The sequence below is a fragment of the Jiangella endophytica genome (assembly GCF_003427025.1).
Classification (GTDB): Bacteria; Actinomycetota; Actinomycetes; order Jiangellales; family Jiangellaceae; genus Jiangella; species Jiangella endophytica.
The window spans coordinates 174,064-187,212 of record NZ_QVAI01000010.1 but is presented as its reverse complement, the minus strand read 5'-3'; the positions used below and the strand labels follow the sequence as shown (position 1 = coordinate 187,212).

Genomic DNA, 13,149 nt, shown 5'->3' with positions numbered 1-13,149 from the left:
CTCACAGATTACGCTGAGCGATCGTGATCAACGACGGCCGGCTGACCCGGCGCCGCGCCCTCGGCCTGTTCGGTCTCGTCGGCCTCACGGCGACCGGCCTGGCCGGCTGCTCGTCCGGACCGGAAGGCTCCGGCCCGGCGGCGACGCCGACACCGCGGACCGCACCCACCAGCGCCGATGACGTCTGGGCGGTGCTCGCGGCCGGAAACGACCGGTTCGCGGCCGGTGAGTCGCAGCACCCGCACGACGACGAGCCCTACCGCGAGTCGCTCGTGGCCGGGCAACACCCGATCGCCTGCGTGCTCAGCTGCGCCGACTCGCGGGTCACGCCGGAGCTGGTGTTCGACCAGGGCCTCGGCGACCTGTTCACGGTCCGCTCCGCCGGCGAGGTGCTCGACGACGCCGTCGTGGGAAGCATCGAGTACGCCGTCGAGCACGTCGCGGTCCCGCTGGTCGTCGTGCTCGGGCACGCGGGCTGCGGCGCCGTCCAGGCCACCGTCGACGTCGTGCGTGGCGGCCCGGCGCCCGACGGCTCCATCGCGGCGCTCGTGCAGGCGATCGAGCCGGCCGTCCGCGGTGTGACGGCCGGCGGCGACGAGGCCGCGTACCTCGCCGCCTGCGTCGAGGCGCAGGTCCGCAGTGCCGCGGCGGCGCTGACCGGCGCGTCGCCGATCGTGCACGAGGCGGTCGCCGCCGGCCGCACCACGGTCGTCGCCGGGGTCTACGACCTCGAGTCCGGGCGGGTCAGCCAGCTCTGAACGACCGCCGGATCGGCCTTCGCCGGTTCGTCGTCGCCCAGTGGCCGTCTGGGCAGCGGGCGGGTCTGCGCGGCCCGCCGCACCGGGGCCGGCGGCTGGCCCGGTTCCTCCGGTGACGGGCGGCGCGGCGGCGCGAACAGGTTCTCCCGCTCCACCTCGGCCGACGGCTCGTCCTCGTCGTCGTCCGGAGGACCGAGCTCGACCGGCGACACCGCGATGACCGTGAAGCCGGCCAGCAGCAGCGCCCCGAGCCCGATCGTCAGGGGCACCACGAACTCCCCCGCCGACGCGCCGGTGACCGGTCCGGGATCCGCGGCCAGCCGCGCCGACACCGACGCCATGCCGGTGTAGTGCATGCTGCTCACCGCGATGCCCATGACCAGCGCGGCGGCCACCGCACCCCACAGCGTGCGGATGGTGAACGCCAGCCACAACGCCGCGGTCGCGGCCCCGACGGCGATCGCCAGCGACGCCACCACCAGCTCCGCGCGGTATCCGACCGACCCGTCGATCTGCACCGACGCCATTCCGGTGTAGTGCATCGCGGCGACGCCGATGCCGGTGCCCAGCCCGCCGAACAGCAGCGCGCGATTTCGATCTTTCCCGTAACCGACCATCAGCACCCCGCCACCGACGACGAGGAACGCGACGATCAAACTGATCAAGGTCAGCGATACGTTGTAACGGATCGGGCTTCCGGATACCCGGAATCCCAGCATTGCGATGAAGTGCAGTGTCCAGATCCCGGCGGCCAGCGACGCGGCGCCGGTGATCAGCCAGTTCCGCTTGGCGGCCCCGGTCGCCTCTCGGGCGCGGACGGTGCACATCAGTCCGATCACGGCCGCCATCACCATGAACGCGTACCCGATCGCAGGCGTGGTCAGACCATGCGTGAAATGATCGACATGGCTCGTCGACGACAAGATTCAGCCCCCCGGATGAATATCTACGTCGTGGCCTCTCGCGGAAGCCACAAAGGGGAGCATGTGATATCAACGGCATCGCCGTCAATACCGGCTTTGTCCAGATTGTCGCTATGGGTGCTGTCGCCGGATGGTCACGTTCGGCGAGTCGGGTCGCGCCCGCACCGACAGACGGCGCCTGGGGACCGTCTCGCCGCAGGTCAGGCCGCCGCGCGGGCCGGGCCGCGCTCGATCAGAGCCGGTCGACGGCGGCCGACGTGGCGCCGCCGGAGAGGCGGGCGTAGCCGGGACCGCGGTCGAAGAACGGCTCGTCGCCGGTCCGTTCCGCCAGCAGCGTCGCCCGCAGCCCTCGCGTCGCCGCCTCGTCGACGACCGGGTCGTCCGCCGGCCCACTCACCACGACCCCGTAGTCGGCTCGCGCCCCGTCCACCGAGACCTTCCGCCAGCGCACGTCGCGCAGCACCTCGCCGGCCGGGCGGTCCAGCGGGTCGCCCCAGCCACCGCCGCCGGTGGTACGGATCCGGATCACCTCGCCGGCCCGCACGGGCTCGCCGTCGGCCAGGGCGTCGACCTCGCGCTCGCGCGGGCCGCCGGGGTCGATCGTCACCGAGAACGGCCGCCCGGCCCGCCCGCCCCGCACGCCCCAGCAGGACAGGATCGACCGGTCCGCGATCGACATGAAGTGCGCGTCGCGCAGCATCCGGACGTGCTTCTCGTAGCCCAGGCCGCCGCGGTACCGGCCCGGCCCGCCGGAGTCCAGCGCCAGGCCCAGCTTCTCGACGACGAACGGGAAGCGCGACTCGCTGAACTCCGTCGGCAGGTTCCGGGAGTCCGGCACGACGTGGATGGTGTCCTCGCCGTCGGCGTAGTACCGCCCGCCCGAGCCGCCGCCCAGCACCTCGCGCATGAGGTACGGCCGCCCCTCGGCGTCGTCGCCGTAGACGCCGGTGTAGCGGATCGTCTCCTGGTCCGCCGGCATCCGGCCGTCGACCGCCTTCGCGAGCACGCCGGCCAGGACGCCGAGCAGCCGCAGGATGACGAAGGTCCGGGCGTTCGTCGGCGCCGGGAACACCGGCGTCAGCAGCGTGCCGGGCGGCGGGAAGCGCAGCTCGATCAGCGGCACGACGCCCTCGTTGACCTCGAGCTCGGCCATCCGCTCCGGCGAGTCGGCGAGGTTGCGCAGGATCGGCGCCAGCCACTTCTTCAGGAACGCGCCGTCGGCGTAGTCGCCGCAGTGGTTGATCGGCCCCTTCGCCTGCGGGCCGGTGCCGGCGAAGTCGATGACCAGCCGGTCGTCCTGCTTGGTGAGGGTGATGCGCTGCGTGTGCAGCCTCGGCGGGTCGACGCCGTCGTGCTCGGCGTAGTCCTCCCAGACGTAGGTGCCGGCCGGGATCTTCGCCAGGATCTCCCGCCGGAACGTCTGCGTCGTCTTGTCGAGGATGGCGTCGAAGCACGCCTCGACGTCGGCCCGGCCGTAGCGCTGGAACAGCTCGGCCAGCCGCCGCGCGCCCATGAGGCAGGCCGCGCACTCGGCGTCGAGGTCGGCGGCCAGCGACTCCGGCATCCGCGAGTTGCGGATCATGATCTTCAGCGCGGCCTCGTTGGGCACGCCCTGGTCCCACAGCCGGATCGGCGGGACCATCAGGCCCTCCTCGAACACGCTGGTGGCGTGCGACGGCATCGAGCCGGGGACGGTGCCGCCGATGTCGTCGTGGTGCCCGAACGCCTGGACAAAGGCAACGACCTCGGGCTCCCCCGCTGTGTTCTCAACGAAGACGGGGGCGGTGACGCACAGGTCCGGCAGGTGACCGATGCCGCCCTCGGACAGGTACACGTCGTTGTGGAAGAACACGTCGCCCGGCCGCATCGTCTCGATCGGGTAGTCGCGGACGACGGGATCGACCAGCGCCGAGTACGAGCGGCCGGTCAGCTTGCGCAGCCGCCGGTCGTGGATGCCGGCGCGGTAGTCGTGCGCGTCGCGGATCATCGGCGAGCGGGACGTGCGCCCGATGGCGGTCTCGACCTCCTTCTCGACCGACGTCAGATAGCCCTCGACTATCTCGACCAGGATCGGGTCGGCGCTCACTGGTGCCCCTCCCGGGTGATCAGCAGGTTCCCGTGTGCGTCGACGACGGCGCGGAAGCCCGGGTGGACCGGGACCGTGGAGCCGAACTCCTCGACGACGGCCGGCCCGGCGACGATGTCGCCGGCGCCCAGCGCGGCGCGGTCGTAGATCGGGGTGTCCGCCCACCCGTCGCCGAAGTCGACCGGCCGCGACGTCCGCGGCACGGCCCCCGTCCCGCGCGGCGCGAACCGCGGCGCCGGGCGGGCGATCGGGCCGACGCCGGTGACCCGCAGGTTGACCCACTCGACCTCCTGACGGGCGTCGCCGGCGAAGTCGTAGCCGTAGAGCCGCCGATGGGCGGCGTGGAAGGCGGCGGCGACGGCGTCCGCGAGCGCCGTGGTGACCGGGCCGTCCGGCACCTCGACGCGCACCTCCGACGCCTGGCCGAAGTAGCGCAGGTCGGCCGTGCGCAGGTACCGCCGCTCCCCCGCCGCGAAACCCTCCCGCTCCAGCGCGGCGGACGCCTCCGCCCGCAGGTCGTCGAACGTCTTCCCGGCGGCGTCGGGGTCGAGCACCGCGTGCCGGGCGACCGCCGTCCGCACGTAGTCGTTGCGCACGTCGACGGTGAGCAGCCCGTATGCGGACAGGTTGCCGGGGTCCGGCGGGACCAGCACGCCGGCCAGCCCGAGCACGTCGGCCAGCCGGCAGGCCAGCAGTGACCCGGACCCGCCGAAGCTGACCAGGTGGAAGTCGCGCACGTCCAGCCCGCGGGTGACGGTGACCTGCCGCAGCGCGTTCGCCTGGTTCCACGTGGAGATCTCCAGGATCCCGGCGGCGCACCGCTCCGGCGTCAGCCCGAGCTCGGCAGCCAGCGCGGCGACACCCGATCGAGCGGCGTCGATGTCCAGCGGGATCTCGCCGCCGAGCAGGTGCGGCGGGATGCGGCCGAGCAGCAGGTGCGCGTCGGTGACGGTCGGCTCGGTGCCGCCGGTGCCGTAGCAGAGCGGGCCCGGATCGGCGCCGGCCGATCGCGGCCCCACCTTCAGCGTCCCTTCGGGACTGAGCCAGGCGACCGACCCGCCGCCGGCGCCGACGGTGACGACGTCGATCATCGGGATCTTGCTCGGGAAGGCGCCGACGCTGCCCTCGGTCGTCAGCGCCGGATGCCCGTCGACGACCACCGCGACGTCGGTGGACGTGCCGCCGCCGTCCAGCGTGAGGACACTGCCGAACCCGGCCGCCTCCGCGACGACCGCGGCGCCCAGAGCGCCGGCGGCCGGGCCGGACAGCACCGTCGAGATCGGCTGCCGGACCACCTCGTCGGCCGACAGCACGCCGCCGTTGGACTTCATGACGTAGAACGGAACGGCGTCGCCGTCGTCGCGCAGCGTCGCCAGCCGGGACGCGATGGTCCCGACGTAGCGGGCGATGCTCGGCTTCACCGCGGCGTCGACCAGCGTCGTCACGCTGCGCTCGTACTCGCGGTACTCCCGCAGCACCTCGGCCGAGATCGACACGACGGCGTCCGGATGCTCCCGCGCCAGCACGTCACGCATGCGCAGCTCGTGCTCCGGGTTCGCGTAGGAGTGCAGGAAGCAGACGCCGACGGTGGTGATGCCGCGGTCGCGGAAGAACCGGGCGGCGGCGACGGCGTCGTCCTCGCTGAACGGGCGCAGCTCGCTGCCGTCGTGGGCGAGCCGGCCGCCGACGGTGCGGACGAGGTCGGCGGGGACGATGCGCGGCGGTTTCACCCAGAAGTAGCTGTTGCCGTAGCCGTCCGGGACCGACTGCCGGGCGATCTCCAGCACATGCGCGTACCCCTCGGTCGTGACGAAGCCGAGGTGGCCGACCTTCCCCTCCAGCAGCCGGTTCGTCGCGACGGTGGTGCCGTGCACGACGGCGCCGACGTCGTCGCCGGCCGCGCCGAGCAGGCGCAGGATCTTGTGCACGCCGGCCATGAACCCCTCGGCGGGGTCGCCCGGCGTCGACGGCGTCTTCGTGCTCGCCTGCCGGCCGGTCTCCTCGTCGACGGCGACGACGTCGGTGAACGTGCCACCGGTGTCGATGCCGATGCGGATCAGGGGCATGCGGTCGATTCAACCGGCGCGGCGCCGGGCCCGGCGTCGGCAACTGGTGCCAACGGTGCGCCGTCGCCCTCGTGAACCGCTCCGTCGCGCAGGGCAGCGCCGAGCGCCGTCGTGCGGTAGAGGACGGACCGGCCGTGGCGCTCGCCCGCGACCAGCCCGTTCTCGCGCAGCACCCGCACGTGCTGGCCGACGGCGCTGGGTGTGACGCCGAGCGCGCGGGCGAGGTCGGTGGTCGACGCGGGCGAGCGCAGCGCGTCGAGCAGCTCCGCACGGGCCCGGCCGAGCAGCCTGACGGTCGCCCCGGCCGGCGGCGCCCCGAGCCGCACGCTCCACAGCGCGCCGACACCTCGGGCCGGGTAGCGCACCGTCGTCTGGGTCGACGTTCGCCGCTTGATCAGCACGTACGCCGACCCGAGGACGACCGGCATCAGCACCAGCCCGCCCGGCCCGCGGTCGACGGAGCTGTCCTCGCGCCAGCGGTCGCCACCGAGCCGGAGCCGGCCGTCGCGCCAGCTGAGGTCCGGGTGCAGGTCGGCGAAGAGCGCCGCCGCTCCCCCGCGGGCCAGCCGCCGGGCGCGATGCGCGACGTCGGCTTCGAGGACGGCGCGGATGCGGGGCCAGTGCGGCTCGATCAGGCGGTCGTGGACGGCGCGCAGCTCGGCGGCCAGCTCGGCCAGCCCGGCCGCGGGGTCCGCGGCGAGACCGGCGACGGCCTCCGACGGGTACCCGGCCGCGAACCTCCGGCGCAGGTTCGCCCGCACGTTCCCCGGCGGCGTGCGGCACAGCGCGGCCAGGTCGTCGTCGATCGTGCCGCCCGGCCCGGCCGGCGCCGGGACCAGGAACTCCGGCCAGCCCGGCCCGGTGCCGAACAGCAGCGGCCAGGTCAGCGGCAACGCCAGCGGCGCGCGAGCCAGCTCGGACCGGGCCCAGCGCAGCCAGCGGTCGTGCACGGCCTGGCGGTCCTGCCCGGCCAGCTGCTGCAGGGCGGCCACCGTCTCCGACAGCGCCGACACCGCGAACCGGGTGTCGGCCAGTTCGTCCACGCTCAGCTCGACGGTCAGCGCCATCGTCCCAGTGTGTAGCAGAGCGCTACATGGTGCTCGTTCGGCGCGCCCGCCCTGGACGATCCCCGCCATGACCCGCTACCGCCGGTTCGCCGCCGCCACCAGCCTGACGACGGCCGGCGACGGCATGTTCGCGGCGGCCGTGCCGCTGCTGGCGGCGACGCTGACCCGCGATCCGCGGCTGGTCTCCGTCGTCGCCGCGGCGACCTACCTGCCGTGGCTGCTGTTCTCGCTGCCGGCCGGCGCGCTGGTCGACCGGCACGACCGGGCCGCGCTGCTCTGGCGCGGCGTCGCGGCGCAGGCGGCGATCGCGGCGCTGGCCGCCGTGCTGGCCGCGAGCGGTCGGCTGGGCGTGGCCGGGCTGACGGCGCTGGCCTTCGGGCTGGGCGCCGCCCAGGTGGTGACCGGGACGGCGGCGCAGGCGCTGCTGCCCTCGCTGGTGTCGCCCGAGCGGCTGCCGTCGGCCAACGGCTACCAGCAGACCATCGCCGTCGTCGGGCAGCAGTTCCTCGGCCCGCCGCTGGGCAGCCTGCTGTTCGCCGTCGCGATCGGGCTGCCGTTCGGGGCGGACGCGGTCATGCTGACGGTGGCGGCGGCGCTGCTGGCGACCCTCCGGCAGGCACCCCGGGACCGCGTCGCCGGGCGGGCGTCGACGTCGCTGCGCTCGGAGATCGGGGCCGGGCTGCGCTGGCTGGCCGCACACCGGCTGCTGCGGACGCTGACGCTGCTGGCCGCGGTGAACACGTTCTGCTTCCAGCTCGGCAACGCGACGCTGGTGCTGCTGGCGACGACGGAGCTGGGGGTGTCGACGCGCGGGTTCGGCCTGCTGCTGGCGTCGGCGGCGGTCGGCAGCCTGATCGGCGGGGTGGCCGGGCCACGGCTGCTGCGCCGCTTCGGCGACCGGGCGGTGCTGCTCACCGCGCTGACTGTGAACGCCGCCGCCGTGGCCGCGATCGGGCTGAGCCCCAACGCCGTCGTGCTCGGTTCGCTGCTGGCGGCCACCGGGCTGGGCGTCACCCTGTGGAACCTGGTGAGCATCGGGCTGCGGCAGCGGCTGGCGCCGGCAGAGCTGCTCGGCCGGGTGATGAGCGTGCACCGCCTGGTCGGCTGGGGGTTGATCCCGGCGGGCGCTCTGGTCAGCGGCGTCATCGCGCACGCGTTCGGACTGCGGGCGCCGTACCCGCTGGCCGGCGCGATCCGGGCGGCCGCGCTGCTGGTGGCGCTGCCGGCATTGCTCGCCGCCTTCCACGACCGACGTTGATCTTGGAGTTGTTCGGCCATGCGGTCCGATTCGCCCGATTGATGGCCGAACAACTCCAAGATCAACGTGGCTGGCCGCGCGGCGGCGGCGGGGCGGGCGGTGGCGGGTGCGGCGGAGGCGGTGGAGGAGACGGCGGGAGGGTAGCGGCGCTGGGCGCGGCCTCGGGCCAGACCAGCAGGACGGGGCACGGGGCATGGTCGACGACGAACCGGCTGGCGGGTGCGAGGCTGTGCGGCCCGAGGTGGGTCAGGTCGCCGTCGCGGGCGAGGACCAGCAGGCCGGCGCCGTCGGCGGCCACCACGACCTCCTGCTCCACCCGGCCGGTGCGCGCCACCCTGGTGCACGGACGGCCCAGCCGCTGTGCCGCGCCGGCCAGCAGCCGCTCCGCGGAACCGGCCGCGAGGTCCTCCAGCCGGCTGCCCGGGTCGAGGTCGGCGCGGCCGCGTCCGAGCAGGCCCGCGAACGCGCCGTGCGCGGCCCCGGACAGGTCGGCCGGGGTGACGTGCAGCAGCTCCAGCTCCGCGTCCTGCGACGCGTAGGCACGAGCGGCGTCGACGCAGGCCGGCCAGGTGCCCTCGACCACCCAGACCACGACGCGCATCGGCTCCGCCTCCTCAGGCCACGGCCAGCGACACCCACAGTGCCAGCACCGCGGCGACGAGGCACGCGGGCACGGTGGCGAGGCCGAGTCTGGTGAACTCTCGCAGGCTCACCTCGGTGTCGTGGGCGTGCACGACGCGCCGCCACAGCAGGGTGGCCAGGGACCCAGCGTAGGTGAGGTTCGGCCCGATGTTGACCCCGATCAGCACCGCCAGCACGGCGCCCGGACCGGACGGCGCGGCCAGCGGCAGCAGCACCAGGACCGCCGGCAGGTTGTTGATCACGTTGGCCAGCACGGCCGCCAGCACCGCGATGCCGAGCAGGGCGAGCAGGCCGGTGCCGGAGGGGACCAGCGCGCCCAGCGCCGTCCCGAGCCCGTTGTCGACGACCGCCCGCACCACGATGCCCAGTGCCAGCACGAAGGCCAGGAACGGCAGCGACAGCGAGCGCAGCAGCCGCCTCCACGTCGTACGGTGCTGGACCAGGGCGCGGACGGCGAGCACCAGCGCGCCGGCCCACGCCGCCCAGGCCGGGCCGATGCCGAGCGCGGACGTCAGCACGAACCCGGCCAGCGTGACCGCCAGCGTCACCAGCGTGAACACCGGCAGCTCGGGCGTCTCCCCGGTGACGACGGGCGGGGGCGCCGCGTCGAGGTCGGTGCCGAAGAAGCGCCGGAACACCAGGTACTCCACCGCGACCGCCACCAGCCACGGCAGCGCCATCAGCGCCGCGAACCGGGCGGACGTCAGCCCGCTGACCGCGAACGCGAGCAGGTTGGTCAGGTTCGAGACGGGCAGCAGCAGCGACGCCGTGTTCGACAGGTGGGTGCAGGCGTACAGGTGCGGCCGCGGCCGCATCCCGAGCCGCGCCGCGGTGGCGAACACCACCGGGGTCAGCAGCACGACGGTGGCGTCCAGGCTGAGCACGACGGTGATCGCCGAGGCGGCCACGAACACCCGGCCCAGCAGCCGACGCGGCCGGGCGGCCGCGCCCCGGGCCAGCCACGCCCCGCACGCGCGGAACAGCCCGTCGTCGTCGCAGAGCTGCGCCAGCACGAGCACCGCCGCCAGGAACACGACGACGTCGCCGAGCCGGTCGGTCTCGGCACGGACGTGGTCGAGCGAGATCGCCCCGGTGGCGACCACGAGCGCCGCCGCCGGCACCGCGACCGCCGCCTCCGGCCAGCCGAACGGGCGCACGACGGCGGCGGCCAGCACGAGCAGCAGCGCCCCGACGGAGACGACCTCCGCCGTTGGGACGCTCGCGAGGTCAGGCGTGCGTCGCCTCGATCCGGGCCATGTTCGCGTGCCCCCAGTCGCCCAATGGCCGCAGTGCCAGCTCGAGCGTGCGGCCGTAGTCGGTCAGCGAGTACTCCACCTTCGGCGGCACCTGGTGGTAGGCCTCGCGGTGCACCAGACCGTCGGACTCGAGCTCGCGCAGGTGCTGGACCAGCATCTTCTCGGTGACCCCCGGGATGCGCCGGCGCAGCTCACCGAAACGCAGCGGGCCCTGGTCCTCCAGCATCCACAGCACCGTCGCCTTCCACTTGCCCCCGACGACGTCGATGGCGGCGTCGAGGCCGCAGGTGTAGGGCCGGTTCCGGGCCATGCGCTCTCCCCATACTTACCATCTGGTGGGTACCTGACAATATAGTCAGTACTTGATCATCGGCAAGTGTGCGCCGACGATCGCATCATGACGACGCACCCCCGCCGCTTCGGCGTCCTGGTCCTCCCCGACGCCGACGCGCCCACGCTGCTCGACCGGTTCCGCCGGGTCGAGCAGCTCGGTTTCGACCAGCTCTTCCTCCCCGACCACATCGGCAACATCTTCGCCACCGAGCCGCCCTGGCTGGACGGCTGGACCATGACCACCGCAGCCGCCCTGACCACGTCGGCCATCCGGGTCGGCACGCTCGTGAGCAACCCGATCCTCCGTCCGCCGGCGGTGCTGGCGAAGGAGGCGCTCACGGTCGACCAGCTGTCCGGCGGGCGGCTGGAGCTGGGCATCGGCGCCGGCATCATGGAGGTCGACCACCACGCCACGGGCACCGCGCCGTGGACGGTCAAGGAGCGGGTCGCCCGGTACCCCGAGTACGTCCGGGTCCTCGACGAGGTGCTGCGCCGAGACGGCGGGCCGTACACGTTCGAGGGCGACTGGTACACCGTCCGCGACCTCCCGACCGGCCCGCCCGCGGCGCAGCGGCCGCGCCCGCCGCTGATCGTCGGCGGCCAGGCACCGACGGTGCTGCGGGTGGCGGCCGAGCGGGCCGACGTCTGGAACACCAACGGCCGCCCCGACGCGAGCCTCGACGAGAACGTCGCGCTGGCCACGCAGTGGAGCCGGAGGGTCGACGAGTTCGCCGCGGCGGCCGGCCGCGACCCGGCGTCGATCCGCAGGTCGGTGCTGCTCTGGGCCGGCACCGACGCGCTGAGCGGGCCGGCGGAGCTGGAGGAGCTGGTCGATCGGTACGCCCCGGCCGGCTTCACCGAGTTCGTCGTCGGCTGGCCGCTGCCCGCGGACGTCGAACGGTTCGAGCGGCTCGCGCTGGAGGTGGTACCCAAGCTCCGCTGAGGTGCTTGACTCGTCCCCGGGGGAAGACTCCAGGCTCCCTGACGTGAGAGGAGGTGGCGATGGACGAGCTCCTGACGATCGGCCGGTTCTCCCGGCTGACGTGGCTGAGCATCAAGGCACTGCGGGTCTACGACGAGACCGGCCTGCTGCGCCCCGCGCACGTCGACCCTGACACCGGCTACCGGTACTACGCGCCGGAACAGGCGGCGACGGCTCGGGTCATCGCCACCCTGCGCTCGCTCGACATGCCGCTGTCGTCGATCCGGGAGGTGCTGGCCGAGTCCGACCCGGACCGCGTCCGCGATCTCCTCGACGACTACCGGCAGGTGCTCGAGCGGCGCATCGACCGTCATCGGCACATGCTCGACCGTGTCGAGACCTTCATCCGGAAGGGAGCCGTCATGGCTTACCAGATCAGCACCCGCGACACCGCGCCCGCCGAGGTCCTCGGCACCACCTACCCGGCCACGCCGGACACCCTGGCCGAAACCAGCGCCGTCGCCTACCACCGGCTGTTCGCCGCCGTCCAGGCGGCCGGCGGGCGGCCCGCGGGCCCGCCGCGCATGGTGTACCTCGAGATGGCCGACGACACGTGGACCATCGAGGCGTGCGTGCCGGTCGCCGGGCTGCCTGCGGCGCCCGACGGGTTCAGCCTGCACCGGCAGCCCGGCGGGCTTGCCGCCGTCACCCGTCACGTCGGTCCGTACGAAGAGCTGGGCCTCGCCTACCGCGAGGTCGAGGCGTGGCTCGAGACCCAGGGGCTGACGTCGAACGGCGCACCCTACGACGTGTACCTCAACGACCCGTCGCAGGTGAGCGACCCGTCGAAGCTCGAGACCGAGATCGTCTGGCCGGTCAGGCCCTCCTGAACGAGCTGGCGGCCGGGCGGGTGAGCTCGTCCGTGTGCCGCCGGATCAGCTCCAGATTGCGGTCGGCCAGATGGTCGAAGCCCTGCCCGACGCTGGATCCCGGTGTGAGCGACCGCAGCGCCGCGTCAGGATCGAGCCGAGCGGAGACCCAGCACTCGTGGCTGGCCGCGCGCGCGACGACCTCGGCGATCGGGGTGACGATCATCGAGTTGCCGAAGTAGAGCACGCCGGCCGGGTCGGCGCCCGTGGCGTTGGCCCCCACCACGAAGACGTGGTTGTCGTAGGCACGGGCCCGGTTGGTCAGCTCCCACAGGTCGGCCGAGCGCAGCAGCGCCGATGGGCGCAGGATGACCTCGGCGCCGCGGACGGCGGTGATGCGCGACAGCTCCGGATAGTCGCCGTCGAAGCAGATGATCATGCCGATCTTCCCGAGCGCGGTGTCGGCCACGCACACGTCGTCGCCGGGTGTCACCCAGCCGCCGCGCGACGCCAGCTCCGTGCAGAACGGGTGCGTCTTGCGGTAGACGCCGGCGATCTCGCCGTCCGGGCCGGCCAGCACGGCCGAGTTGTGGACGACGCCACGCCCGGCGCCGCGCTCGTACGTCCCCCATGCCAAGTGGACGCCCAGCCGGCGGGCCGCCTCCTGGAACGGCTCGGCCAGCGCGCCCGGCACGTCGGTGACCAGCTCCCACAGGTCGTCGGCCGGCAGCGCCGGGGTGAACCCGGTGGTGACGGACTCCGGCAGCACGATCAGCTCCGCGCCGGTGTCGCCGGCGCAGCGCTCCACGTAGTCGAGCGCGTGCTCGACGTTGGCCTTGATGCTCTGCACGGTCAGCGGCTCGGCCAGCGGCCGCACCTGGACCGCGGCCGCGGTGAACGCCCGCATGACGGCACCTCCTCAGCGCTCGAACCTCCACTGTCGCACCACAAACCGCCCCTCACACGCAG

The 13,149-nt window shown here is 73.9% G+C and carries 12 protein-coding genes; 4 read left to right on the top strand and 8 right to left on the bottom strand.

Annotated elements, in window-relative coordinates:
• Window positions 1-23: 23 nt before the first annotated feature.
• Window positions 24-758: a carbonic anhydrase gene (locus DZA62_RS20490; protein ID WP_157987801.1), complete on the top strand. Its 735-nt coding sequence runs from the start codon at window positions 24-26 to the stop codon at window positions 756-758.
• Here DZA62_RS20490 and DZA62_RS20485 read toward each other — a convergent pair.
• The 4 genes from DZA62_RS20485 to DZA62_RS20470 form a co-directional block, all read right to left on the bottom strand.
• Complete coding sequence (locus DZA62_RS20485; protein ID WP_198664006.1) at window positions 722-1,597, bottom strand: MHYT domain-containing protein; 876 nt, start codon at window positions 1,595-1,597, stop codon at window positions 722-724. The genes DZA62_RS20490 and DZA62_RS20485 overlap by 37 nt on opposite strands.
• A 316-nt stretch (window positions 1,598-1,913) precedes the next feature.
• Window positions 1,914-3,767, bottom strand: a complete 1,854-nt coding sequence (locus DZA62_RS20480) for a hydantoinase B/oxoprolinase family protein (protein ID WP_116950767.1) — start codon at window positions 3,765-3,767, stop codon at window positions 1,914-1,916.
• On the bottom strand, window positions 3,764-5,833 hold the full coding sequence (locus tag DZA62_RS20475; protein ID WP_116950766.1) for a hydantoinase/oxoprolinase family protein: 2,070 nt from the start codon (window positions 5,831-5,833) through the stop codon (window positions 3,764-3,766). The genes DZA62_RS20480 and DZA62_RS20475 overlap by 4 nt, the downstream gene beginning before the upstream one ends.
• Window positions 5,824-6,900, bottom strand: a complete 1,077-nt coding sequence (locus DZA62_RS20470; RefSeq protein ID WP_198664005.1) for an ArsR/SmtB family transcription factor — start codon at window positions 6,898-6,900, stop codon at window positions 5,824-5,826. The genes DZA62_RS20475 and DZA62_RS20470 overlap by 10 nt, the downstream gene beginning before the upstream one ends.
• A 67-nt stretch (window positions 6,901-6,967) precedes the next feature.
• Between DZA62_RS20470 and DZA62_RS20465 the strand changes: the two genes are divergently transcribed.
• Window positions 6,968-8,158 (top strand): MFS transporter, encoded by a 1,191-nt coding sequence (locus DZA62_RS20465; RefSeq protein WP_198664004.1) that lies wholly within the window; start codon window positions 6,968-6,970, stop codon window positions 8,156-8,158.
• A 61-nt stretch (window positions 8,159-8,219) separates the two neighbouring features.
• Here DZA62_RS20465 and DZA62_RS20460 read toward each other — a convergent pair whose 3' ends face one another.
• From DZA62_RS20460 to DZA62_RS20450, 3 genes are read right to left on the bottom strand one after another with little or no spacing between them, the layout of a single operon-like run.
• Window positions 8,220-8,759: a universal stress protein gene (locus tag DZA62_RS20460; RefSeq protein WP_116950764.1), complete on the bottom strand. Its 540-nt coding sequence runs from the start codon at window positions 8,757-8,759 to the stop codon at window positions 8,220-8,222.
• A 13-nt stretch (window positions 8,760-8,772) separates the two neighbouring features.
• Entirely contained in the window at window positions 8,773-9,984 is a 1,212-nt protein-coding gene (locus DZA62_RS20455) for an SLC13 family permease (RefSeq protein ID WP_116950762.1), read from the bottom strand.
• Between the two features lie 43 nt (window positions 9,985-10,027).
• Complete coding sequence (locus DZA62_RS20450; RefSeq protein WP_116950761.1) at window positions 10,028-10,366, bottom strand: winged helix-turn-helix transcriptional regulator; 339 nt, start codon at window positions 10,364-10,366, stop codon at window positions 10,028-10,030.
• Between the two features lie 87 nt (window positions 10,367-10,453).
• Between DZA62_RS20450 and DZA62_RS20445 the strand changes: the two genes are divergently transcribed.
• Together DZA62_RS20445 and DZA62_RS20440 are read left to right on the top strand one after the other, a co-directional pair.
• Window positions 10,454-11,332 carry an LLM class flavin-dependent oxidoreductase gene (locus DZA62_RS20445; RefSeq protein WP_157987800.1) on the top strand — a complete coding sequence of 293 codons (879 nt, stop codon included), beginning with the start codon at window positions 10,454-10,456 and terminating at the stop codon, window positions 11,330-11,332.
• 59 nt (window positions 11,333-11,391) lie between these two features.
• A complete protein-coding gene (locus DZA62_RS20440) occupies window positions 11,392-12,201 on the top strand; it encodes a MerR family transcriptional regulator (protein WP_116950757.1) in 810 nt (269 codons plus the stop codon).
• Here DZA62_RS20440 and DZA62_RS20435 read toward each other — a convergent pair.
• Window positions 12,188-13,087: a carbon-nitrogen hydrolase family protein gene (locus tag DZA62_RS20435; RefSeq protein WP_116950756.1), complete on the bottom strand. Its 900-nt coding sequence runs from the start codon at window positions 13,085-13,087 to the stop codon at window positions 12,188-12,190. The genes DZA62_RS20440 and DZA62_RS20435 overlap by 14 nt on opposite strands.
• Window positions 13,088-13,149 lie beyond the last annotated feature (62 nt).

Excerpts from the sequence above, each read along its gene's own strand:
- DZA62_RS20475 (WP_116950766.1), bottom strand. The coding sequence starts at position 5,833 with ATGCCCCTGATCCGCATCGGCATCGACACCGGTGGCACGTTCACCGAC.
- DZA62_RS20470 (WP_198664005.1), bottom strand. The coding sequence starts at position 6,900 with ATGGCGCTGACCGTCGAGCTGAGCGTGGACGAACTGGCCGACACCCGG.
- DZA62_RS20465 (WP_198664004.1), top strand. The coding sequence starts at position 6,968 with ATGACCCGCTACCGCCGGTTCGCCGCCGCCACCAGCCTGACGACGGCC.
- DZA62_RS20460 (WP_116950764.1), bottom strand. The coding sequence starts at position 8,759 with ATGCGCGTCGTGGTCTGGGTGGTCGAGGGCACCTGGCCGGCCTGCGTC.
- DZA62_RS20450 (WP_116950761.1), bottom strand. The coding sequence starts at position 10,366 with ATGGCCCGGAACCGGCCCTACACCTGCGGCCTCGACGCCGCCATCGAC.
- DZA62_RS20445 (WP_157987800.1), top strand. The coding sequence starts at position 10,454 with ATGACGACGCACCCCCGCCGCTTCGGCGTCCTGGTCCTCCCCGACGCC.
- DZA62_RS20440 (WP_116950757.1), top strand. The coding sequence starts at position 11,392 with ATGGACGAGCTCCTGACGATCGGCCGGTTCTCCCGGCTGACGTGGCTG.
- DZA62_RS20435 (WP_116950756.1), bottom strand. The coding sequence starts at position 13,087 with ATGCGGGCGTTCACCGCGGCCGCGGTCCAGGTGCGGCCGCTGGCCGAG.